Origin of the sequence: Micromonospora sp. NBC_01740 (assembly GCF_035920365.1) — a bacterium.
GTDB classification, from domain to species: domain Bacteria; phylum Actinomycetota; class Actinomycetes; order Mycobacteriales; family Micromonosporaceae; genus Micromonospora; species Micromonospora reichwaldensis.
In genome coordinates this window covers 5,240,804-5,262,102 of the sequence record NZ_CP109150.1, presented here as the reverse complement: position 1 = coordinate 5,262,102, position 21,299 = coordinate 5,240,804, and the positions used below count along the sequence as shown (strand labels likewise).

General features: G+C 73.2%; 20 protein-coding genes and 1 riboswitch. Of the genes, 11 read left to right on the top strand and 9 right to left on the bottom strand.

What is annotated here, in order from left to right; translation table 11 throughout:
• Nucleotides 1-93 precede the first annotated feature (93 nt).
• On the bottom strand, nt 94-507 hold the full coding sequence (locus OG989_RS23420) for a VOC family protein (RefSeq protein WP_151457810.1): 414 nt from the start codon (nt 505-507) through the stop codon (nt 94-96).
• A gap of 121 nt (nt 508-628) precedes the next feature.
• Nucleotides 629-1,759, bottom strand: coding sequence for a peptidoglycan recognition protein family protein (locus tag OG989_RS23415; RefSeq protein ID WP_327028458.1), 1,131 nt, complete (start codon nt 1,757-1,759; stop codon nt 629-631).
• 136 nt (nt 1,760-1,895) lie between these two features.
• Between OG989_RS23415 and OG989_RS23410 the strand changes: the two genes are divergently transcribed.
• The gene (locus tag OG989_RS23410) at nt 1,896-2,597 is read left to right on the top strand and encodes a phosphotransferase family protein (protein ID WP_327028457.1); all 702 of its coding nucleotides are present in this window, start codon (nt 1,896-1,898) and stop codon (nt 2,595-2,597) included.
• A gap of 54 nt (nt 2,598-2,651) precedes the next feature.
• Here the strand turns inward: OG989_RS23410 and OG989_RS23405 are convergent, their stop codons facing one another.
• The 5 genes from OG989_RS23405 to OG989_RS23385 form a co-directional block, all read right to left on the bottom strand.
• The gene (locus tag OG989_RS23405) at nt 2,652-3,389 is read right to left on the bottom strand and encodes an amino acid ABC transporter ATP-binding protein (protein WP_151453656.1); all 738 of its coding nucleotides are present in this window, start codon (nt 3,387-3,389) and stop codon (nt 2,652-2,654) included.
• Nucleotides 3,390-3,391: 2 nt separating this feature from the next.
• Entirely contained in the window at nt 3,392-4,171 is a 780-nt protein-coding gene (locus OG989_RS23400; RefSeq protein ID WP_151453625.1) for an amino acid ABC transporter permease, read from the bottom strand.
• A 40-nt stretch (nt 4,172-4,211) separates the two neighbouring features.
• Nucleotides 4,212-5,066 (bottom strand): ABC transporter substrate-binding protein, encoded by an 855-nt coding sequence (locus OG989_RS23395; RefSeq protein ID WP_327028456.1) that lies wholly within the window; start codon nt 5,064-5,066, stop codon nt 4,212-4,214.
• A gap of 109 nt (nt 5,067-5,175) precedes the next feature.
• Nucleotides 5,176-5,307, bottom strand: coding sequence for a hypothetical protein (locus OG989_RS23390; protein ID WP_327028455.1), 132 nt, complete (start codon nt 5,305-5,307; stop codon nt 5,176-5,178).
• Nucleotides 5,308-5,338: 31 nt separating this feature from the next.
• Nucleotides 5,339-5,450: riboswitch (SAM riboswitch) on the bottom strand.
• A 75-nt stretch (nt 5,451-5,525) separates the two neighbouring features.
• Entirely contained in the window at nt 5,526-6,218 is a 693-nt protein-coding gene (locus OG989_RS23385) for an RraA family protein (protein ID WP_327028454.1), read from the bottom strand.
• Nucleotides 6,219-6,507: 289 nt separating this feature from the next.
• Between OG989_RS23385 and OG989_RS23380 the strand changes: the two genes are divergently transcribed.
• Together OG989_RS23380 and OG989_RS23375 are read left to right on the top strand one after the other, a co-directional pair.
• Entirely contained in the window at nt 6,508-7,743 is a 1,236-nt protein-coding gene (locus tag OG989_RS23380) for an MFS transporter (RefSeq protein ID WP_327028453.1), read from the top strand.
• Nucleotides 7,744-7,837: 94 nt separating this feature from the next.
• Complete coding sequence (locus OG989_RS23375) at nt 7,838-8,692, top strand: SPFH domain-containing protein (protein ID WP_151453629.1); 855 nt, start codon at nt 7,838-7,840, stop codon at nt 8,690-8,692.
• A 21-nt stretch (nt 8,693-8,713) separates the two neighbouring features.
• Here OG989_RS23375 and OG989_RS23370 read toward each other — a convergent pair whose 3' ends face one another.
• A complete protein-coding gene (locus OG989_RS23370) occupies nt 8,714-10,273 on the bottom strand; it encodes a sensor histidine kinase (RefSeq protein WP_327028452.1) in 1,560 nt (519 codons plus the stop codon).
• 273 nt (nt 10,274-10,546) lie between these two features.
• Between OG989_RS23370 and OG989_RS23365 the strand changes: the two genes are divergently transcribed.
• The 4 genes from OG989_RS23365 (at nt 10,547) to OG989_RS23350 (ending at nt 15,949) form a co-directional block, all read left to right on the top strand.
• Complete coding sequence (locus tag OG989_RS23365; protein ID WP_327028451.1) at nt 10,547-12,172, top strand: serine/threonine-protein kinase; 1,626 nt, start codon at nt 10,547-10,549, stop codon at nt 12,170-12,172.
• 46 nt (nt 12,173-12,218) lie between these two features.
• A complete protein-coding gene (locus OG989_RS23360) occupies nt 12,219-13,259 on the top strand; it encodes a hypothetical protein (RefSeq protein WP_327028450.1) in 1,041 nt (346 codons plus the stop codon).
• Between the two features lie 52 nt (nt 13,260-13,311).
• The gene (locus tag OG989_RS23355) at nt 13,312-14,361 is read left to right on the top strand and encodes a mechanosensitive ion channel family protein (protein ID WP_327028449.1); all 1,050 of its coding nucleotides are present in this window, start codon (nt 13,312-13,314) and stop codon (nt 14,359-14,361) included.
• Nucleotides 14,362-14,554: 193 nt separating this feature from the next.
• Nucleotides 14,555-15,949, top strand: a complete 1,395-nt coding sequence (locus OG989_RS23350) for an MFS transporter (protein ID WP_327028448.1) — start codon at nt 14,555-14,557, stop codon at nt 15,947-15,949.
• Between the two features lie 157 nt (nt 15,950-16,106).
• Here OG989_RS23350 and OG989_RS23345 read toward each other — a convergent pair whose 3' ends face one another.
• The gene (locus OG989_RS23345) at nt 16,107-16,868 is read right to left on the bottom strand and encodes a FadR/GntR family transcriptional regulator (RefSeq protein ID WP_225852054.1); all 762 of its coding nucleotides are present in this window, start codon (nt 16,866-16,868) and stop codon (nt 16,107-16,109) included.
• Nucleotides 16,869-17,013: 145 nt separating this feature from the next.
• On the opposite strand from OG989_RS23345, the gene OG989_RS23340 reads away from it, so the two are divergent.
• The 4 genes from OG989_RS23340 to dgoD all read left to right on the top strand — a co-directional run bounded on the left by OG989_RS23340 (nt 17,014) and on the right by dgoD (nt 21,299).
• Nucleotides 17,014-18,303 carry an ABC transporter substrate-binding protein gene (locus OG989_RS23340; RefSeq protein WP_225852055.1) on the top strand — a complete coding sequence of 430 codons (1,290 nt, stop codon included), beginning with the start codon at nt 17,014-17,016 and terminating at the stop codon, nt 18,301-18,303.
• Between the two features lie 77 nt (nt 18,304-18,380).
• Nucleotides 18,381-19,331 (top strand): carbohydrate ABC transporter permease, encoded by a 951-nt coding sequence (locus tag OG989_RS23335; protein ID WP_207914545.1) that lies wholly within the window; start codon nt 18,381-18,383, stop codon nt 19,329-19,331.
• A complete protein-coding gene (locus OG989_RS23330; protein WP_327028447.1) occupies nt 19,328-20,143 on the top strand; it encodes a carbohydrate ABC transporter permease in 816 nt (271 codons plus the stop codon). The genes OG989_RS23335 and OG989_RS23330 overlap by 4 nt, the downstream gene beginning before the upstream one ends.
• 7 nt (nt 20,144-20,150) lie before the next feature.
• The gene (dgoD, locus tag OG989_RS23325) at nt 20,151-21,299 is read left to right on the top strand and encodes a galactonate dehydratase (RefSeq protein WP_327028446.1); all 1,149 of its coding nucleotides are present in this window, start codon (nt 20,151-20,153) and stop codon (nt 21,297-21,299) included.

Below are 21,299 nucleotides of genomic sequence, written 5' to 3'. Positions count from 1 at the left end.
GGCCGGCGGCTGCGGGCCGGGGCGCACCGGTGCGGTGTCGCCCGGGCCCGCCGGACAGCGGTCCCTACCCGCTCGCGCTGCCGCTACACCTCGTCAGCCCTGCGGCTGGCCGATGTTCACCATCCAGCCGATGCCGTAGCGGTCGACGCACATGCCGAACTCGTCGCCCCACATCTGCTTCTCCAGCGGCACGGTCACCGTGCCACCCTCGGTGAGCTTGCCCCAGTAGCCGCGCAGGTCGTCGGCGTCGTCGCCGCTGAGGCTCACGGAGACGTTGTTGCCGGGGTCGTGCTCCATTCCCGGCGCGGTGTCCGAGCCCATCAGGGTGAAGCCCCGGTCGGTCTCCAGCATCGCGTGCATGATCTTGTCGACCAGCGCGGGATCGTCGGTGCCCATCGCACCGAACGTGTTCGTCGACAGGGAACCGCCGAACACGCGCTGGTAGAACTCCATTGCCTCCCGCGCGTTGCCCGGGAAGCTGAGGTACGGGTTGAGTCGAGACGCCACAGCACCCTCCTCCGGTCGTGACTGCCTCATCGTCGCAGATCAGGAGGCTGGAGCGGGTCAGGTGCGACCGCGTTTCGCCGGCCCGCGGGGCGGGTCGCTCCGACGGGCCGGCGGACGGTGTTCAGTCCCGGAACGACCGGCGTACGACGCCGCCGACGACCGCGCACCAGGTGTCGAGGTCGAGCTTGCCGTGCGCGGGCAGGCGGTGCAGGCGCTGGACGTCCTTGACGGCCGTCCTGGTCGCGTGGTCGTACTCGCCGGTGACGGCAACCTCGGGGTAGCCCCGGTAGTTGAGCAGGAACTGCGCGGCGGTGACCGGCGCGCCGCTGGCGTGGGCGCCCAGCTCCGGCACCAGGGTCTCCCAGGTGGGGGCGGTGAGGGTGGCGTCGACGTCGACCGCGATGCCGTTGCGGTGCTGCCAGTCCTGCACCGCGGCGACGGTGGCGGCGTCGAAGACGCTGTTGACCGGCACGGTGTAGCCGCGGTGGGCCAGCAGGTACTGCACCACCCGGACGCTGGGGGAGCCGACGAAGCGCCACAGGTCCGGCCAGCGGCGGGCCGGCACGTCGGCGAGGTCGGTGCCGAGGGCCTCGAAGACCCGGCGGCGCAGGGCGGGGAACTGCCGGTAGAAGGTGGCGCCCGGGCACAGGGTGGTGCGGAAGTCCCAGTGGCCGAAGATGTCGTGGGCGTGCAGCCCGTACTGCCGGCAGATGGTCGCGCAGAGCGTGACCAGCGAGTCCAGCAGGGCCTCCGGCGGGGTCTCGGTGACGTACGTGCCCTCGTTCTCGATGCCGATGGCCCGGCCGTTCTCGCCCGGGCAGTGCGCCGAGATCATCTGCCGGTCGCCGGCGTGCAACCGCTCCAGGCTGCCCCGGCGTCCCTCCATGACGTACCCGCCGCGGCTGACCGTGAAGTGCTGGCCGGTGTCGGACCAGCCGTTGCCGTCCATGTGCAGGTTCTGGCAGTCGCGGGCCAGCTTGACCGCCTGCGCCTCGGAGTAGTCGGTGACGTTCGGGAACGCCATGTGGTGCACGATGATCTTGTTGGTGGGGATGGCGCTGACGGCCAGTGGGTTCGCCGGCGGGCGCGCGCCCCACTCGTCGCAGCTGTAGATCCAGTCCAGGCCGGTGCCGGGGTCCGCCTGCGCGGCGCCGGGGAGGGCGAGTTGGCTGCCGACGACCGCGACCGTGGCGGCGCCGAGGCCGGCCCGCAGCAGGGTTCGGCGGTCCAGTGCGGAATTCTCGACGTGCATGGCGTCTCTCCTCTGCGGCCGGAGGTGGGGGCGGGGGCGGCCCCGTGAAAAGGAACTCCAGGCATCGCGTGTGCAGTGGAGGATATTGCCAAGACTCGGCGGTACGCCAGCCTTCCGCGCCTGGCAGGATGGCGGGATGCGGCAGGGAGCGGTCGGTCACGTCCGGCTGGTGGAGCGCGAGGGGCGCCGGCTGGTCGAGAAGCGGATGACGCAACCCTCCCGCCACGACACGGAGGTGCTCGCCCTGCGGGCGCTCGCCGACACGGGCATGCCGGTTCCCGAACTCGTCGAGGTGGGGCCGGGCTCGATCCTCATGACGCTCATGCCGGGTGAACGACTGGACAGCGAGAACGCCGACGTGCGACTCGACGGGCTGCGTGCCTCGGCGGCACTGCTCCGTCGGCTCCACGAGCTGCCGCCACCCGACGGGCTGCCGGCCGCGCCGGACGATGCGCTGATCGTCCGTCGCTACCGCGAAGCCGGCGGCCCCCCGCTGCCGTTCGCCGTTCCACCGGCCAGTCGCCCGGTGTTCTGTCACGGCGACTGGACCGACGGAAACCTCCTCGCCGCGAACGGCGACATCACGGCGGTCGTCGACTGGGAGGCGGCCCACCTCGGCGACCCGCTCCGAGAACTGTCGCGTGCGGCCTGGGGCGCCGCGCGCAAGGACCCACGGTCGTTCGACGTCCTCGTCGAGGGCTACGGAGCTGACCCGGCCATGGTCCGGGCCTGGTTGCCGATCCACGCCGCCGAACTCTGGCTGTGGTTCGCCGAGGCCGGGCCGCCCGAGTACCTCGAACAGCTCACCGAGGAACTGCGGAGCCTTCCCACGCGTTGAGGACGAGACCCACGGCACCGGACGGGTCGGTCCACCGACGTGACCGGCTCGGCGCTAGAGCACCTGGGAGAGGAATCGGCGCAGCCGGGGGTGCTCGGCCCGCTCGAAGATCGCGGCCGGCTCGCCGGCCTCCAGCACCACGCCGCGGTCCATGAACGCCACGGTGTCGGCGACCTCGCGGGCGAACCCCATCTCGTGGGTGACCACCACCATCGTCATGCCCCCGGCGGACAGTTCGGCCATCAGCCCGAGCACGCCCTTGACCAGCTCCGGGTCCAGGGCGGAGGTCGCCTCGTCGAAGAGCATCACCTGCGGGCGCAACGCCAGCGCACGGGCGATCGCGACCCGCTGCTGCTGCCCGCCCGACAGGTGCGCCGGGCGGGCGTCGGCCTTGGCCGCCAGCCCCACCAGCTCGAGGTGCTCGCGGGCGACGGCCACCGCCTCGTCCTCGCCGAGCTTGCGGATGCGGCGCAGCGCGAGGGTGACGTTGCGCAGCACGCTCATGTGCGGGAAGAGGTTGAACTGCTGGAAGACCATGCCGATCCGCTGCCGCAGGGCGTCCGGGTCGTCGGCCAGCACGCTGCGCCCGTCCAGCAGCACGTCGCCGCGGTCGGGCTCGATCAGCCGGTTGATCGTGCGCAGCAGGGTGGACTTGCCCGACCCGGACGGGCCGATCACGCAGGCTGTCGCCCCGCGCGCCACGTCCAGGTCCACCCCGCGCAGCACCCGGTGCGACCCGAAGGCCAGGTGCACGTCGCGGACGCTCAGGCTCACCGAGGTCGTCGTGTCGATGCTCATCGCTGGTTCCCTCCCGCCGCGCCCGGCAGCGCCAGGTCGAGGTCGTCGTCGCCGTCAGCGGGCGCGGTGGCCTGCCGGCCGTGCCGCAGTCGCCGGTCGATCCAGTTGACGGCGTGCGTCAGCGGAACCGTCAGCGTCAGGTAGAACAGCCCGGCCAGCAGCAGCGCCGACTGGTTGCCGGTGTTAGCCGCGTAGTCCTGCCCGATCCGGAACAGCTCCCGCTGGCTGGCCAGCAGGCCGAGGAAGTAGACCAGGCTGGAGTCCTTGATGAGCGCGATCAGCTGGTTCACCCAGGCCGGCAGCACCCGCCGGATCCCCTGCGGCACGATCACCAGGCGCATCGCCTCGCCCCAGGACAGGCCCAGCGCCCGGGCCCCCTCCAACTGGGCGGCCTCCACCGACTGGATGCCGGAGCGGAAGATCTCGCCGATGTAGGCCGCCGCGATCAGCGACAGCGCCAGGATGCCCAGGGGATACGGGTTGGGCCCCCACACCTGCATGCCCAGCGGCGCCAGGCCGACGCCGATGAGCAGGATCGTCGCCGCGGCGGGTAATCCGCGGAACACGTCGGTGTAGACCCGCGCCGGCCACCGCAACCATCGGGTACGCGAGATGCCCGCGACGGCCAGCGCCATGCCCAGCACCGAGCCGAGTAGGGCGGCGGAGATCGCCAGGATCAGCGTGTTGGGCAGCCCCACCGTCAGCATCTCGGGCAGCGCCTCGCGCATGGAGTCCCAGTCGAAGAAGGTCTCCCACAGGGTGCTCAACGGATCCATCGTCGCTCCTACCGCCCCGCTCGCTCGTCGTCCGTACGTCTCAGGAGGTGGCCGACGCCGACGGCACCGCGACCGTGCCGCTGCCCGGCTTGAAGTCGGCCGGGATCGGGCGGCCCGGGTAGTACTGGGCCTGCAGGCGGCTCCACGTGCCGTCCGCGATCACCTCGTCGAGGCCCTTGTCGAGCGCCTCGCGCAGCTTGTCGTTGCCCTTGGCGAACGCGTACGCCGTCGGGGCCGGGCTGAGCAGCTTGGCCGCCACGGTGATCTTGCCGGCGCTGTCGGCGGCCGACTTGTCGCCGATCTCGGCGGGGGCGATCCAGGCGTCGGCCGTGCCGGCCTTGAGCTGGTTGATCGCGCCGTTGTAGTCGGGCACCCGGACCGGGTCGAGCCCCTCGCCGGTGGCGTAGTCGTCCTGGACGGTGCCCTGCACGACCACGACCCGCTTGCCGGCGAGCTGGTCGAAGCCGCTGATCGACGAGCCGGCCGGCACGTCGAGTCCGAAGTGGCCGAAGTCGTAGCCGTTGCCGAAGTCGACGGTCTTCCTGCGCGCCTCCGTGATCGTGATCGAGGAGCTGCCGACGTCGAACTTGCGGTTGTTGACCTGGGAGAGCAGCGCGGAGAAGTCGGTGCCGACGAACTCCACCTTCAGGCCGACCTTCCCGGCGACCGCGACGAGCAGGTCGTTGTCGAAGCCGGTGAACTTGCCGTCCTTGAGGTAGACGTTCGGCGGGGCGTCGGTGAGCGTGCCGGTGCGCAGCACGCCCGGCTGGAGCAGGCCGTACGGGTTGTCGGCCGCGCCGGCCGCGTCGTCGCCGCAGGCGGTCAGGGTGGTGGCGGCGAGGACGGCGGCCACGCCGAGGGCGGCGGCCCGGGTGAGGGAGGAAAGGAATCGCACAGGTGTCTCCGATGAGGTGTCTGCGGCGACGGGCACGGGGCGCGCGTCGCCGACGGTGCGCCCGATGGGCGTACCGCTGGAATGGTGCGGGAAAGAAGGGGTGGCGCGGCTAGCGCGCGTCGCCGGGGCGACAGGAGGTGGCGCAGACCCGCATCATGTCGATGTGGCGGCGCCGGATCAGCGCCGGCGACGCCGGGGCCACGGCGGGGACCGCCGGTGGGGCGCAGATGCGGACGGGCATGGCTCTCCTCGGTCGGGACGACCTGGGAACCAGGCCGCGCTTGCACCGGAGCTGCTCCGGTGCCTGGTCCTCACCCGGGGCACCCCTGCGCGGACGAGGGTTGCCGGCCAGCGAGCCGGGGCTTGACGCTGGCGCTCATGACCTGCCGACGAGGCTAGCAGCCCGCCACGGTGGGGCGTCCAGCCGCTATGACCACCCTCACGCGCGCCTTCGGGTGGTCACTCCTCGATCGCCCCGCCGACCTGCCGCAGGTGCTGCCGGAAGGTGTGGGCGGGGTCGGCGGCGCGGCGGGCCAGGTAGTCGGCGAAGGCGGTCTGCTCCCGCAGCGTCTCCCCGGCGCGGATCCGCCGCGCCTGGACCCGCTCGACGGTCCCGATGCGCTCCGCCGCCGCGAACAGCTCCGCGGCCCGTGCGGCGGGCACGAACAGCACCCCGTCGTCGTCGGCGACGACGAGGTCGTCGGCGGTCACCACGTGCGGCCCGACCCGGGCGCTGGTGAGCGTCTCCGGCTCCCGCGCGTCGAGGCGGGCCGGGCCCGCCGGGAGGCTGCCGTAGCTGAAGACGGGCAGGTCGATCTCCACCAGCTCGGGCGTGTCCCGGTGCAGGCCCCAGACGACGAGCCCGGCGATGCCGGCCGCGACGCCCTCCAGCACCGCCAGGTCCCCGACGCACGCCTCGTCGCTCCGGCCGCCGTTGTCGATCACGAGCACGTCGCCCGGGATCGCGTTCTCGTACGCCTCCAGGAAGACGTCCACGCTGCCGTGGTGGCGCACCGGCAGTGCCCGGCCCACGAGGCGGTGACCGGGCACGACCGCCCGGATCCCGGCCGGCGCCGCGCGCGGGGGCACGCCGAGGCGTACGCAGGCGTCGGCGATCAGCGGCGTGGACAGGTCGGCGAAGCGCTCCCGCATGACGTCCTCCCGGCGGTGCGGCGAGTCGTGGGCCGTCATCGTAGGGGGGCCGGTCGGCGCGGTGGCCAGGGCCAATCCGGCGCGGCTGGCCCCCACCGGTGGCGGCGTTCGGGTCTAGACTGTCCAGCGTGATCCCGTCGCACGCCGTCGCCGCCGCGCACGGTCTCTGGATCACCCCGGACCTCCCGCTCTACGGCGACGGCCACGATCGCTCCGACTACGTTCCCTGACCGGCCCGGCACTCCGCCGCCCACCGGTCCATCTCCGCCACGCTTGGGAGCGCTCAGTCATGCCCGGATCCGATCACCGCCAACTCGTACCGCCCGCCGACCACCCGCCCGTCGACCCCGCCGACACCTCCGCCCTCGCCGTGCTCCGGGCGCCGCAGACCGCCCGGGTCCTGGCGGCCAGCCTGCTCGGCCGGCTCCCGCTCGGCGCGGCACCGCTGGCCCTGCTCGTCTTCGCCCGCGAGACGATGACGCTGACCGTCGCCGGCCTGCTGGTCGGCGCGTTCACCGCCGGCACCGCCGTGGGCCAGCCGATGCTCGCCCGGATGGCGCAGCGCTGGCGGCAGCCGCCGGTGCTGTGGCTCTCCGTGGCGGCGTCGACGATCGGCTTCGCCCTCACCGCCGCGCACGTCAACCTGCCGGTCACCGTGTTCGCCGCCGCCCTGGCCGGGGCTGGCGCGCCGCCGTTCGAGTCGTGCCTGCGGGTGCTCTGGCGCGACCTGCTCCCCGCACACCGGGTGCAGACCGCGTACACCCTGGACATCGCCGTCCAGGAGCTGATCTTCATCCTCGGCCCGGTGGTCACGCTCGCCGCCGTGGGCCTGGCCGGCCCGACCGGCGGCCTCGCCGCCGCCGCGGGCTTCCAGGCCGCCGGCACCGCGTGGTTCGCCACGACCGACGCGGTCCGGCGCTGGCGGGGCGAGCCGGCGGTACGCCACTGGGCCGGGCCGCTGCGCGCCGGCCGGCTCCGACTGATCCTCGGGGCGCTGCTGCTGGTCGGGGCGGCGGTGGGGAGCGTGACCGTCGCCGCGACCGGATACGCCGAGGCGGCCGGGGCCCGGTCCTGGGCCGGCTGGCTGCTCGCCGCGCAGGCCACCGGGGCGCTGGTCGGCGGCCTGCTCTACGTGCGCTTCGGCGGACTGCGCCGGCACGCCACGCTGCCGCGCGTGGTCGGCGTCTTCGCCGCCGGCTACCTGCCGTTGCTGCTCACCCCGGCCCCGCCCGCGATGCTGGCGCTGATGGCGGTCAGCGGGCTCGCGCTGCCGGCGCTGCTGACCATCGCCTTCGTCGCGATCGACGACGTGGCGCCCACCGGCACGGTGGCCGAGGCGTTCGCCTGGGCGGCGACGGCGTTCTCGGTGGGCAGCGCGGGCGGCGCGGCGGTGGCCGGCGTGGTGCTGGACGCGGCGGGCGAGGTGACCGTCGGCTTCCTGATCGCCCCGCTGAGCGCCGTCGCGGCGTGCGGGATCGCGTTGGTGGCCGCCCGCCCGTCCGGCAGCGGCAGGTCGGCCGGCTGATCCGACGGGCCGGCCGGCCACCCGTTGCGCCGGGACTACTTCCCGGCGCAGCGGGAAAGGGGCGGCCCGGGGAGCCGTTCGGATCGGGGGTGCCGTGGAAGCGGTCGTGATCGGCGTGGTGATCGTGGCCGCGCTCCTGGCACTCGTCGGCGCGCTGAGCGTCCGGCTGGTGCAGCAGTACCAGCGCGGCGTCGTCTTCCGCTTCGGCCGGGTGCTGACGCCGGTCCGGGAGCCCGGCCTGCGCCTGATCGTCCCGGTCGCCGACCGGATGGTCCGGGTCAGCATGCAGACGACCGTCATCGGTGTGCCTCCGCAGGGGGCGATCACCCGGGACAACGTCACCCTCACCGTCGACGCGGTGGTCTACTACCGGGTCGTCGACCCGGTGAAGGCTCTGGTCAACGTCCGCGACTACCCCTCGGCCGTGCTCCAGGTGGCACAGACCGCCCTGCGTTCGGTGATCGGCAAGGCCGACCTGGACACCGTGCTCGGCGACCGGGACCGGGTCAACGCCGAGCTGAAGGCGGTCATCGACGCGCCGACGGAGGGGCCGTGGGGGCTGCTGATCGAGCGGGTCGAGGTCAAGGACGTCGCGCTGCCCGAGGGGATGAAACGGTCGATGTCCCGCCAGGCCGAGGCGGAACGCGAACGCCGCGCCCGGGTGATCGCCGCCGACGGCGAGTACCAGGCGTCCCGCCGGCTCGCCGACGCGTCCCGGGCGATGGCGAACACGCCGGGCGCCTACCAGTTACGGCTGTTGCAGACGGTGGTGGACGTGGCAGCCGAGAAGAACAGCACGCTGGTGATGCCGTTCCCGGTGGAGCTGCTGCGCTTCTTCGACAAGTTCACCCGGGGCGCGGAGCCACCGGCGGCGGAGCGCCCGCCGGCCGGGCGGCCGGAACCCGCCGCGCCGGTGCCCGGTGACGGCCACCGGCGCCCGCAGGCCTGACCCGGGGCGGCGGGCAGGCCCTCAGACTCCGGCCGCCGACTCCGCGGCCGGCTCGCTGGGCTGCGCGGGTACGACCGCCGTCGGCAGCCGCGGCATCGTGAACACGAAGCGGGTCCCGTCGCGGTACGCCTCGTCCAGGCTCAGCGTGCCGCCGTGGAACTCGACGACCTTCTTGCACACCGCGAGCCCGATGCCGGTGCCCGGGTACGTGCCACGGGGATGCAGGCGCTGGAAGATGACGAAGATCTTCTCGGCGTACCGGGGGTCGATGCCGATGCCGTTGTCCTCGACGGCGAAGGACCAGTCCTGCGGGGTGTCCGTCACCGTCACCCGGATCAGCGGCGCCCGGTCGGGGCTGCGGAACTTGACCGCGTTGCCCAGCAGGTTCTGCCAGAGCATGGTCAGCAGGGTCGGCTCGCCCCGCACCGTGGGCAGCGGGTCGCGGGTGATCGTCGCGCCGGACTCGTCCACCGCCCGGGACAGGTTCGACTCGGCCTGCGCGAACACCTCGGCCAGGTCGACCTCCCGCAGCTCGCCGTAGACCCGGCCGATCCGGGAGAACGCCAGCAGGTCGTTTATCAGCTCCTGCATCCGGCTGGCCCCGTCGACGGCGAAGCCGATGTACTGCCGGGCGCGGTCGTCGAGCTGGTCGGTGTAGCGGCGCTCCAGCATCTGGCAGAACGACGCCACCTTGCGCAGCGGCTCCTGCAAATCGTGCGACGCCACGTACGCGAACTGCTCCAGGTCCTCGTTGGAGCGGCGCAGCTCGTCCGCCTGCTGTTCCAGGGCGTCCCGGTCGTGCTGGCTGCGCTCCCACGCCTCCACCACGGTGCGGCGCATCGTCTCCACGTCACTGGTCAGCCGGGCGATGTCGGCGGGGCCGTCGGGCCGCAGCCGGTGCCGGAAGTCGCCGCCGGCCACCTGCCGCACCGAGGCGCCCAGCCGGTCCAGCGGGCGCAGCACCCTCGTGCGCACCAGCACGGATCCGACGATCCCGCACAGCAGCAGGGCCGCCAGGATCGCCACGAAGGTCAGGTCCCGCAACGCCCGGGCCCGGTCGAGGTCGTCCCGGCCGGCGTCCCGGATCCCGTCGAGGCGGCCGACCAGCCCGGTCAGCTCGGCGCGTACCGCCGCGAAGGTCTCCGCGTCCCCGGTCACCAGCGGCGCCAGCTCCTCCGGCGTCCCGCCGGCCTGCCGGGAGGCGACCAGGCGTTCGGCGTACTCGGTGCGCCAGCGGTCGGCCAGCCGCCGCGCCCGGTCCAGGTCGGCCAGCGCCTCCGGCTCGCCGGCGAGCAGCTCGTGCAGCCGGGACATGGTCGCGCGTTCGCTCTCGACGCCCCGCCGGTACGCGTCGAGGAAGCGCGGGTCGGCGGTGACGACGTGGCCGCGTACGGCCGCCGCCTGGGCGAGCAGGCCGCTGTCGAGCTGGCCGACCGCCGTACTGGCCGGGGCGACCTGGTCGGCGAGGTGGTTGGAGACCGCGGCGGTGTGCCTCAGCGCGGCGGCGCCGGCGCCCCCGCCGAGCAGGACCAGGGCGGTCATCGTCAGCAACAGGACAGTGAGCCACCGCCGGGTCGTCATCGGCCGACGGGTCGCTGCCTCGGGAGTCGCCTCGCTGCCCACGGCCTGCACCCTAGTCCAGCCGGCCCGGCCGGGAGCGCCGTGGCGCGGTGCGGTTGCCGGCGGGTGGTACCAGTGACGTGTGTCCGTAACCGACCATGCCGCCACCCGCCGGGACGCCCCGGACGTCCGGGGGCCGGAAGCAGCCGTTGCGCCGATGGCCGCGCCGGCTCCCGCGACCACAATGGCGACCGGGGGGCGGCCCCACCGTCCCCGGAGCGGGGAGGTGGACGCGTGACCGGCTGGCAGGTCTCCGGCTACCGCCCGGTGCGGCAGCTCGGCGCCGGCGCGTCCGGCCGGGTGGACCTCGCCGTGCACGAGGCGACCGGCACCCCGGTGGCGATCAAGTACCTCACCGGCGGCATCGGTGACGACCCGGCGTTCCGCACCGCGTTCCGCGCCGAGGCCCGGCTGCTGGCCGGCATCGACGACCCGCACGTCTCCCGCCTCTACGAGTACGTCGAGTCGCCCGGCGGCGCGGCGATCGTCATGGAACTGGTCAACGGCGTGTCGCTGCGGCAGCTGCTGCGCGCGCACGGAGCGACGACGCCGGAGTCGGCGCTCTGCGTCCTCAAGGGCTCGCTGGCGGGGCTCGGCGCGGCGCACGCCCGGGGCGTCGTGCACCGCGACTACAAACCGGAGAACGTCCTGGTCACGGCCGAGGGCGCCAGCAAACTGGCCGATTTCGGCATCGCCATGCCGGTGGGTGAGGGCTCCGGGGCCAGCGTCACCGGCACTCCCCGCTACATGGCCCCCGAGCAGTGGACGGGCGCCCCGGCGAGCCCGGCCTGCGACATCTACGCGGCCACCGCCACCTTCTACGAGTGCCTCACCGGCCGCCCGCCCTTCGACGGGCGGGACCTGCTCACCCTGCGTCAGCAGCACGCCCACGCGCCGATCCCCACCGCACCGGCCCCCGAGCCGGTGCACGAACTGCTGCGGCACGGCATGGCCAAGCAACCGGCCGAGCGGCCGCAACCCGCCCAGGTCTTCCTCGCCGTGCTGGAGCGGGTGGCGGCCGAGTCGTACGGGCGGCGGTGGGAGGAGCGTGGCCTGCGCGAGCTGGCCCGGCGGGCGGCCCTGCTCGCCGCCCTCCTGCCGTTCCCGGACGGCACCGGCGGGGCCACCAGCCTGGCCAGCACCGCGTTCGGCGAGGCGACGGACCGGTGGACGTGGCTGCGATCCGGCCGGGCCCGCGCGGCGCTGGTCGGCGGCGGGCTGGCGGCGGCGCTGCTGCTCGGCGGCGCCGGGTTCAGCTACGCCGGCCGCGACGAGCCGCTGCCCGCCGCCGGGACGCCCGCACCCGAGGCGCCGGCGGAGCCGACGGGTGCGCCCTCCGCGTCGGCCCCCGCGCCGAGCCCGACGGCCGGGACGACGCCCAGCCCGACCCCTTCCGTCGCACCGACGGCGACGACGGCCGCACCGGAGCCGGCCGGGACCGGCACGCCGACGACGTCGGCCCCCGCCCCGCCGACCGCGTCGGCCAGCGCCAGCGCCGCGCCGGCGGACACCGTCGCGCCCTCCGTCGGCCGGGTCGCGGCCAGCCCGGGCGAACTCGACCCCCGCGGCTGCCCGTACGGGCCGACGTCCAGCACGATCTCCGCGGTCGTCGCCGACGACAGTACGGCCACCGGGGAGCTGAGGGTGAGCCTGCGGTACACGCTGGACGGCCGCACCACCGAGGTGCCCATGACGTCGGGCGGGCGCGGGGTGTTCCGGGGCGTCCTGGGCGAGCTGCCCCAACCGAAGACCAGCACCCGGATCCCGGTCCGGGTCGTCGCCGTGGACGAGGCCGGCAACGCCTCGCCCGAGGGCCCGCCGGTGTACGTGACGCTGCGCTCGTTCTGCACGCCGGGCTGAAGCCCGACACTTCGATGCCGACCACGACGACGGAGGGCGGGCCGCCGTGACCCAGCCGAACGACCCGACCGAGGCGCTGCCCGCCCGCCGTCAGCCGGACGACGGCGCGGCGACCGCCCGCCTCGGCGTCCACCAGCCGCAGCCACGGGCGGAGCCCACCGCGCACCTGCCTTCCCACGACGCGACCGGGAACCTGGCCGGTGGGCAGCCGACCGCGCGCCTTGCCTCCGATGAGGCGACCGTGCACGTGGCGGCGGGGGAGCCGACGACGCACCTGCCCTCGCGCGACGCGACCATGTACCTGGCGGGGACGGCACCATCCCCTGCCTCGGGTGAGGCGACCGTGCGCCTGGTGGCGGGGGAGCCCACGGCGTCCCTGGCCCACGGTGCGGCGACCGTGCGCCCGGAACCCGGTGAGGCGACGATGCCGCGGCACGCACCGGGCGGGGGGCCCGGGCCGTGGCCGGCGGCGCGGCACGCGCCGGGGGAGTGGACCGCCCGGGCGACGGCCACGGAGGTCGGGCACGTGGCCGGTGCCGGGCGTACCACCGGGCCCGGTCCGGGGACGCCGCCCGGCGGGCCCGCCGCCCCGCCCGGCGGGGAGGTGCGGTTCGGGCCGGGCGTGCCGACGACCCCGCCACCGGCACCCGCGTGGCCGGCGCCGCCGCGACGGCGGTCGCCGTGGCGGACGGTGGCCTCGGTGCTGTCGACCCTGCTGACCGTCGCGCTGCTCGCCGCCGTGGGCCTCCACCTCTGGCAGCGGATCAGCCCGCTCGAGGTGACCGGGGTGACGGTGGCGGTTCCGCAGCCGGCCGGCGACCGGTGCGACGTCACCGTCGACGTGGTCGCCACCGTGTCGACAAACGGCAGGGCGGGGGAGATCCGCTACCAGTGGCTGCGCACCGGCAGCGCGCCCGGCAGCCTGCTGACCGAGCGGGTCGGGCGCGGCCAGCGCACCGTCGAGTTGACGCTGCGCTGGGCCTTCAGCGGCGTGGGCAGCACGACCGAGACGGCCACGGTCAACATCACCTCACCGGCTCCGGTGCAGGCCCAGACCCCGGTGTCCTACGGCTGCCGGCGCCGGTGACCGGGCGTTTCCCCGGTCGCCCCCGGGGGTAGGTCGGGCCGGACGAACCCGGATGCCGTGTGGAGGAATTCCGATGAGAGACAACTTCGGCGACGCGGTGGGGGACGCCCTCCGGTCGGTGATGCTGTTCCTGCCCAAGGCCGTCGCCTTCGTGGCGATCCTGGTGGCCGGTTGGCTGATCGCCAAGGCCGTGCTGAAGATCGTGGACAAGGTGCTGGAGCGGGTGGGCTTCGACCGGGCCGTGGAACGCGGTGGGGTCCGCCGGGCCCTGGCCCGCTCCCGGTACGACGCCAGTGACATCGTCGCCAAGCTGGCCTACTACGGGGTGCTGCTGGTGACCCTCCAGCTGGCCTTCGGCATCTGGGGGCCGAACCCCATCTCCGACCTGATCGCGGGTGTGATCGCCTGGCTGCCCCGCGCCTTCGTCGCGATCGTCATCGTCGTGGTGGCCGCCGCCATCGCCAACGCGGTGAAGGACATCATCAGCGGCGCCCTCGGCGGGCTGTCGTACGGCCGGCTCCTGGCCACCATCGCCTCCGTGTTCATCCTCGGCCTGGGCGTCATCGCCGCGCTCAACCAGATCGGCGTGGCCACTGCGGTCACCACTCCGGTGCTGATCGCGGTGCTGGCCACCGTGGGTGGCATCCTCGTCGTCGGGGTGGGCGGCGGGCTGGTCCGTCCCATGCAGAGCCGCTGGGAGTCGTGGCTGAGCCGGGCCGAGCAGGAGTCGCGGCTGATCGCCACGCACGCGCGCGCCTACCAGGCCGGACGCCGCGACAGCGAGGCCCACCTCGCCGCGGCGGCGACGCACGGCGGCGACCCGGACGCCACGCAGGTGGTCTCCGGTCCGCGCGTCGACACCGACCCGGAGGCCACCCAGGTGGTTTCCGCCCCGCGCGTCGGGGCGGACCCGGACGCCACGCAGGTGGTCTCCGGTCCCCGCGTCGACACCGACCCGACCGTGCCCGTGCCGCGACAGGGCGACCCGGACGCCAGCCGGGTCACCTCGGGCGGCACCACCGTCCCGGCCCGCCCGGCCGGCGAGGACAGCGAGGCCACCATGGTGATCCCGCCGCTGGAGGGCGAGCAACGCCGCCGCTGACCACACCACCGGGGTGGGATCCACATCGGATCCCACCCCGGCGTGTGTCCGGCGAAGGGCGTGACGGCCCGGGCCGGCGCGGCTACCATCGCGGCATGACGTGGCGATGTTGATGCACTGCTAGGGGCCACTGCCGTGGGCCGCCGCGGTCGCCGTACGTCCGGCGTCCGCTTCGTCCTCACGGGAAGGTCCCATGACTGTCCACCCTCCGCGCGCGTCCGACGCGCGCGTCCGCCGGCTGGCGGCCACCCTCTACGGGTACGCGTTCCTCAGCGAACTCGTCCTGCTCTATCCGCTGTACGCGCTGCTGTTCAGCGACACCGGCCTGTCGGTGTGGCAGATCTCGTCGCTGTTCGTGATCTGGTCGGCCGCCAGCATCCTGCTGGAGGTGCCCTCCGGCGCGTTCGCCGACGCGGTCTCCCGGCGGCTGCTGCTCAGCCTCGCGCCGGTGGTCACCGCCGCCGGCTTCGCCCTCTGGGTGCTCGTGCCCTCGTACCCGGCCTTCGCCGTCGGGTTCGTGCTCTGGGGCGCCGGCGGGGCGCTCGCCTCGGGCGCGCTGGAGGCGTTGGTCTTCACCGAACTCGACCGCCTGGGCGCCGCCGGCCGCTACGCCCGCGTCATCGGCCGGGCGAAGACGGCCGGGACGATCGGCGTGCTCGCCTCGATCCTGCTGGCCGGCCCCGTGTTCGCCGTCGGAGGCTACCCGGCCGTCGGCGTGGCGAGCGTGCTCGCCTGCCTGCTCGCCGCCGCCGTCGCCACCCGCTTCCCCGAACACCGCCGACCCGAGACCGCCGCTGTCGACGCCGAGTCCGTCAGGGCCGACGCCGCGTCCGCTGATGTCGACGCCGCGCCTGTCCGGGCCGACGCCGAGTCCGCCGATGTCGACGCCGCGCCCGCCCTCGTCTTGGGCGGCGGGGGGCCGGAGCGGACCGGGCACGACGGCGGGGCGGACGACGACGAGGACCTCGGCTGGTGGGCGAGCCTGCGCGCGGGGCTCGCCGAGGTCCGCGCCGACCGGACCGTGCGCGCGGCGGTGCTGCTGGTCGCGGTCGTCGCGGCGGTCTGGGGCGCCCTCGACGAGTACACCCCGCTGCTGGCCCGGGACACCGGCGTCGGCGAGGCGACCGTGCCGCTGCTGCTCCTGCTCACCTGGCTCGGGGTGGCCGTGGGCGGCCTGCTGGCCCCGGCGGGGGAGCGGCTGACCGCCCGGGGGTACGCCGGCCTGCTGGCGCTGTCGGCCCTGGCCCTGGTCGCGGGGGCGCTGTCCGCCCGGCCGGCCGGCTTCGCGCTGGTCGCGGCCGCGTTCTGCGGCTTCCAGCTCGCCACCGTGCTCGCCGACGCCCGGTTGCAGGCCCGGATCAGCGGGGGCAGCCGCGCCACCGTCACCTCGCTGGCCGGAATGGCCACCGACGTGACGGTCATCGCGGTCTACGGCGGCTACGGCCTGCTCGCCACCGGGGCCGGCAACGGGGTCGCGTTCGCGGTGGCGGCGGTGCCGTACCTGATCGTGGCGCTGCTGCTGGTGACCCGCGTGGGCCGCTCGGCCCGCCGCGGGCCGGCGCGGACGACCGCCGGGCACCCCGGCTGACCACGGCCCGGCGGCGGTCCGTGCGACCGCCGCCGGGCCCGCCGCCGTCAGTTGGAACGACCACCGGTGGCCGTCGAGGTCCCGGAGTCCGCGCCCGCGCAGGGCTGCCGGCGCCGAGCCGCCCGCGCCGGTACGCTGCCAGCTCGGCGGGTCGCGCTCAGGCGCCGGCGGTCTCGCCGGTCTGCTCCCAGATCGAGCTCATCTCGTCGAAGGCCTGCTCCATGAGCTGCACCATGGCCCGCCGGGCGCGCTCGCCGTCGCGCCGCTGGATCGCCTGGGCCACCTCGGCGTGCAGTTGGAGGGCCTGCTCGTGCGGGTGGTGCGGCATCAGGTGGTGCTGGTGCCGGCCGGTGAGCACCTCCGCGATCAGGTCCTGCAACCGGACGAACATCTCGTTGCCGGAGGCGACCAGGATCCGGCGGTGGAATTCTATGTCGAGCTGGAGGAAGCGCTCCTCGTCCCCGGCCTTGCCGGCGGCCCACATCTTCGCCGCGAGCCCGACCAGGTCGCTCGCCTCGTCGTGGCCGACCCGGTTGGCGGCCAGCCAGGCGGCGTGCGGCTCGATGGCGGTCCGCAGCTCGGTGATCGAGCGTAGCTGGACGATGCGGCCGGCCGAGGCGAGCCGCCAGCGGATCACCTGCGGATCGAAGACGTTCCAGTCCTCCGACGGGCGGATCATGACCCCGACGCGGCGCCGGGTCTCGATGAACCCGATCGAGGCGAGCACCCGCAGCACCTCGCGGACGACCGAGCGGGACACGGCGTAGCGGTCGACCAGGTCGTCGATGTTGAGCACCGACCCCGGTGTCAGCTCGCCGTCACAGATGGCCGTGCCGAGGCGATCGAGGACGCGTGCGTGCAGGCCAGCCTCGACAGGGGCGAGCTGGGCGGCCACAGCCCCCGAGGAGGACGATTTCACGTCATGGAGCATATCAGTTGGGCCTACCCCTTGTATAAATCTGTTTTTTCGGCCTAGCATCCGGTTGTTAAGCGGATGTAAACCGCGAGGTGGCGGCCCACCCGTCAGGGCGGCGGCCACGGCCACGGCATAAGGAGAGATGGACGTGAGACGTCGATCAGTTATTGGGACTTCCCTGGCGATGGTCGTCGCCCTCGGCCTGTCCGCCTGCGGTGGCGGCGGGGACGACGCCGGCGGCTCGAACACCGTTCGCGTGACGCTGGTGAACCACGTCTGGACGGAGAACATCAAGAAGGCCCTGCCGGAGTTCGAGAAGCAGTCGGGCCTGAAGGTGGAGGTCACCCAGCTCGGTGAGGACCAGCTCTCCGACCAGTACAACGTCAAGCTGAACGCCGGGTCCACCGACCTGGACGTGATGATGTACCGGCCGCTGCAGGAGGGGAAGCTGTTCGCCAAGAACAAGTACCTCGCCGACCTGACGGAGAAGAGCAAGTCGGACAGCGCGTTCGAGATCGCCGACTTCCAGTCCGGACCGGTGCAGGCCACCACGTACGAGGACAAGGTGGTCGGCGTGCCGATCATCACCGAGCAGGAGGTCCTCTACTACCGCAAGGACCTGCTGGAGAAGTCCGGCTTCACCGCCCCGCCGAAGACCCTCGACGAGCTCAAGGCGCAGGCGGCGAAGGTCGAGGCGGACAACCCGGGCGTGGCGGGCTTCGTGTCCCGCACCGGCAAGGCCGCCGCCGTCACCCAGTTCTCCAGCTTCCTCTACAGCTTCGGCGGCGACTTCGTCGACGCCAGCGGCAAGGCCTCGATCAACACGGAGCAGGCCAAGCAGGCGTACGCCTACTACGGCGGGATGCTGCGTGAGCACGGCCCGGAGAACATCAGCACCGACATGAGCTGGTCCGAGGCGATGGCGATCTTCACCCAGGGCAAGGCGGCCTTCTACACCGAGGCCAACTCGCTCTACAAGAACGCCACCGACCCGGCCAAGTCGAAGGTCTCCGAGACCGTCGGGTTCGCGGCCTTCCCGGCCGGCCCGGCCGGCTCGAAGCCGTACAACATCCCGTCCTGGGCGCTCGGCGTCAACGAGGCGTCCAAGAACCAGGACAACGCCTGGAAGTTCATCCAGTGGGCGGCCGGCAAGGAGCAGGCGCTGGCGCAGCAGAAGGCCGGCGTGCCCAGCGCCCGTACCTCCGTCTGGGAGAACCCGGAGGGCGCGGCGACCTACCCGAAGGACCTCGCCGAGGCCACCACGGTCAGCACCGCCAACGGCGTGGGCCACGACCGACCGCTGGTCGAGAAGGTCGCCCAGGCGCGGGAGATCGTCGGCCAGCCGATCGTCGACGCGATCACCGGCAAGGACGCGGCCGCCTCGGCGGACGCGGCCAACGAGGCGTTCCAGAAGTTCCTCGACGACGAGGCGAAGTAGCCCGAAGCGCAGGTGGCGGAGCCGACCGGCTCCGCCACCCCGCGTCGGGCCGCTGCCCTGACCCACCCGGAGACCTCATGTCAGCCGTCACCACACCAGTCAAAAGATCGCCCGAGGCGCGTCCGGCGTCCCCGGAGACCTCGGCCTGGTCGCGCTGGGCCAACGCGCACCGCAAGTGGCTCTTCGCGGCACCCGCCATGTTGTTCGTCGCCGTGCTGATCATCTTTCCGGTGGCGTGGACCGGGTACCTCAGCCTGACCGACGCCGAGGGCTCGGTCCGTGCCGAGAGCTCGTTCATCGGCTTCCAGAACTACCTCGACGTGCTCGGCGACACCGACCGGTTCTGGCCGGCCGTGTGGCGCACCGCCCTCTTCACCGGCGTCGTGCTCTTCTTCGAGGTCGTCCTCGGCATGGCCATCGCCCTGCTGCTGTGGCGGCCGTTCCGCGGTGAGAAGTGGGTCCGGGTCGCGATCCTCCTGCCGCTGGTGGCCACCCCGGTCGCGGTCGGCATGATGTGGCGGCTGATCTTCGACCCCAACATCGGCATGGCCAACCAGGTGCTCGGCTGGGTCGGCATCGATCCCCAGCCCTGGCTCTCCGGGCAGAACTCGGCCCTGCCGACGACGATGTTCATCGACATCTGGCAGTGGACCCCGATGGTCGTGCTGATCCTGCTCGCCGGCCTGACGTCGCTGTCCGACGAGCCGCAGGAGGCGGCGCTGATCGACGGCGCCAGCACCTGGCAGCGGTTCCGGCACGTCACCCTGCCGCTGCTGATGCCCACCGTGATCGTCGCGATCCTGCTGCGCGGCATCGACGCCCTGAAGACCTTCGACATCCTCTACGCCACCAAGGGGCGCGGCGGCGGGTCGTTCCACGAGGTGGAGACCCTGAACGTGTACGCCTACGGGCTCAGCTTCGACTACAACGACTACGGCGTCTCATCGACCGTCCTCATCATCTTCTTCCTGATCATCATCGGGGTGATGTGGGCCCTGACCTACCGCAAGAAGGGGCTGGACCGATGAAGCTGCGCAGGCCGTACAAGATCTTCCGCACGGTGGCCCTCGTCCTCGTCGTGCTGGCGCTGATCGCGCCGCTGGTGTGGATGGTCGCCGCGTCGTTGAAGACGAACGTCGACATCTACGACACCGACAAGGCCTTCGTCTTCTCCCCGACGATGGACAACTACTCCAACGTGCTCCAGCAGGCGAACTACATCCAGTTCATCGGCAACAGCCTCTGGGTGGCGCTCGCGGCCACCGTGCTGTCGCTGCTGCTCGGCGTGCCCGCCGCGTACTCGATGAGCCGCTTCAACATGAAGAAGTCCGCGCTCGTCGTGCTCATGGCGCGGGTCATCCCCGGCGTCTCGCTGCTGGTGCCCTGGTACTACGTCTTCTCGAACCTGCAGATGGTCGGCGGGTTCACCGTGCTGATCCTCAGCCACATGTTCGTGTCGCTGCCGCTGATCGTCTACATCATGATGGGCTACTTCGACGGCCTGCCGACCGAGCTCGAGGAGGCGGCGCTCGTCGACGGGCTCACCCACATCGGCGCGTTCCGGCGGATCACCCTGCCGCTGTCGGTGCCCGGCATCGCCACCGCGGGCATCCTGTCGTTCATCTTCTCCTGGAACAACTTCATGTTCGCCCTCGTGCTGTCCGGGGCCGACACCAAGACGCTCCCGGTGGCGATCTTCGACTTCGTCGGCTACGCCAGCATCGACTGGGGCGGCCTGATGGCGGCGGCCACGGTGGTCACCCTGCCGATCATGCTGATCGCCCTGTTCGTGCAGAAGTACGTCGTCTCCGGCCTCACCGCCGGCGCCACGAAGGGCTGAGGACGCCATGACCACGATCGAACGGGTGGAGACCTTCCTCGTCGCGCCGCGCTGGCTGTTCGTCCGGGTCGAGACGTCCTCCGGGATCGTCGGCTGGGGCGAGGCGACCTGCGAGGGCCGGTCCGAGACCGTCCGCACCGCCGTCGAGCAGCTCAGCGAGCTGCTGGTCGGCCGGGACGCGCTGCGCATCGAGGACCACTGGCAGGTCATGACCAAGGGCTCGTTCTACCGGGGCGGGCCGATTTTGGCCAGCGCCGTGGCCGGGCTCGACCAGGCGCTGTGGGACATCGCCGGCAAGCACTTCGGCGCGCCGGTGCACCAGCTGCTCGGCGGCCCGGTCCGGGACCGGATCCGGGTCTACGGCTGGGTCGGCGGCGACGAGCCGAGCGAGGTACGCGACCAGATCGCCGCCGCCGTCGCCACCGGCCTGACCGCGGTGAAGATGAACGCCTCCGGCCGGATGAGCAGCGTGGCGTCCGTCGCCGAGATCGACGGCGTGGTGCAGCGGGTGGCCGCCGCCCGCGAGGTGCTCGGCGACGAGCGGGACGTGGCGGTCGACTTCCACGGCCGGTTCACCCTCGCCACCGCCCGCCGGGTCGCCCCGCTGCTCGAGCCGTACCGGCCGTTCTTCCTGGAGGAGCCGGTGGTGCCGGAGAACTCGCACCTCATCGGCGAGTTCGTCCGTTCCACCACCACGCCGGTGTCGACGGGGGAGCGGCTCTACAACCGGCAGGAGTTCCTGCCGGTGCTCCAGGCCGGCATCGCGGTCGCCCAGCCGGACCTCTCGCACGCCGGCGGCATCACCGAGGTGCGCAAGATCGCCGCGCTGGCCGAGGTGTACGACGTGCAGCTCGCCCCGCACTGCCCGCTCGGGCCGATCGCGCTCGCCGCCTGCCTCCAGGTCGGCTTCGCCACGCCGAACTACCTGATCCAGGAACAGAGCATCGGCATCCACTACAACCTCGGCGCCGAGGTGCTCGACTACTGCCTCGACAAGACCCCGCTGACGTTCGTCGACGGGTACGTCGAGCGGCTCACGGCACCCGGCCTCGGCATCGAGATCGACGAGCACGCCGTACGGGCGGCGGACAAGCGCGGACACGCGTGGCGCAGCCCCACGTGGCGGCACCGCGACGGCTCCTACGCGGAATGGTGA

What these genes read in the sequence shown, in the direction of transcription:
- OG989_RS23385 (WP_327028454.1), bottom strand. Translation starts at nt 6,218, where the DNA reads ATGCGGGAGCGCTTCGCCGACCTGTCCACGCCGCTGATCGCCGACGCC.
- dgoD (WP_327028446.1), top strand. Translation starts at nt 20,151, where the DNA reads ATGACCACGATCGAACGGGTGGAGACCTTCCTCGTCGCGCCGCGCTGG.
- OG989_RS23350 (WP_327028448.1), top strand. Translation starts at nt 14,555, where the DNA reads ATGACTGTCCACCCTCCGCGCGCGTCCGACGCGCGCGTCCGCCGGCTG.
- OG989_RS23335 (WP_207914545.1), top strand. Translation starts at nt 18,381, where the DNA reads ATGTCAGCCGTCACCACACCAGTCAAAAGATCGCCCGAGGCGCGTCCG.
- OG989_RS23410 (WP_327028457.1), top strand. Translation starts at nt 1,896, where the DNA reads ATGCGGCAGGGAGCGGTCGGTCACGTCCGGCTGGTGGAGCGCGAGGGG.
- OG989_RS23380 (WP_327028453.1), top strand. Translation starts at nt 6,508, where the DNA reads ATGCCCGGATCCGATCACCGCCAACTCGTACCGCCCGCCGACCACCCG.
- OG989_RS23415 (WP_327028458.1), bottom strand. Translation starts at nt 1,759, where the DNA reads ATGCACGTCGAGAATTCCGCACTGGACCGCCGAACCCTGCTGCGGGCC.
- OG989_RS23390 (WP_327028455.1), bottom strand. Translation starts at nt 5,307, where the DNA reads ATGCCCGTCCGCATCTGCGCCCCACCGGCGGTCCCCGCCGTGGCCCCG.
- OG989_RS23400 (WP_151453625.1), bottom strand. Translation starts at nt 4,171, where the DNA reads ATGGATCCGTTGAGCACCCTGTGGGAGACCTTCTTCGACTGGGACTCC.
- OG989_RS23370 (WP_327028452.1), bottom strand. Translation starts at nt 10,273, where the DNA reads ATGACGACCCGGCGGTGGCTCACTGTCCTGTTGCTGACGATGACCGCC.
- OG989_RS23330 (WP_327028447.1), top strand. Translation starts at nt 19,328, where the DNA reads ATGAAGCTGCGCAGGCCGTACAAGATCTTCCGCACGGTGGCCCTCGTC.
- OG989_RS23355 (WP_327028449.1), top strand. Translation starts at nt 13,312, where the DNA reads ATGCCGTGTGGAGGAATTCCGATGAGAGACAACTTCGGCGACGCGGTG.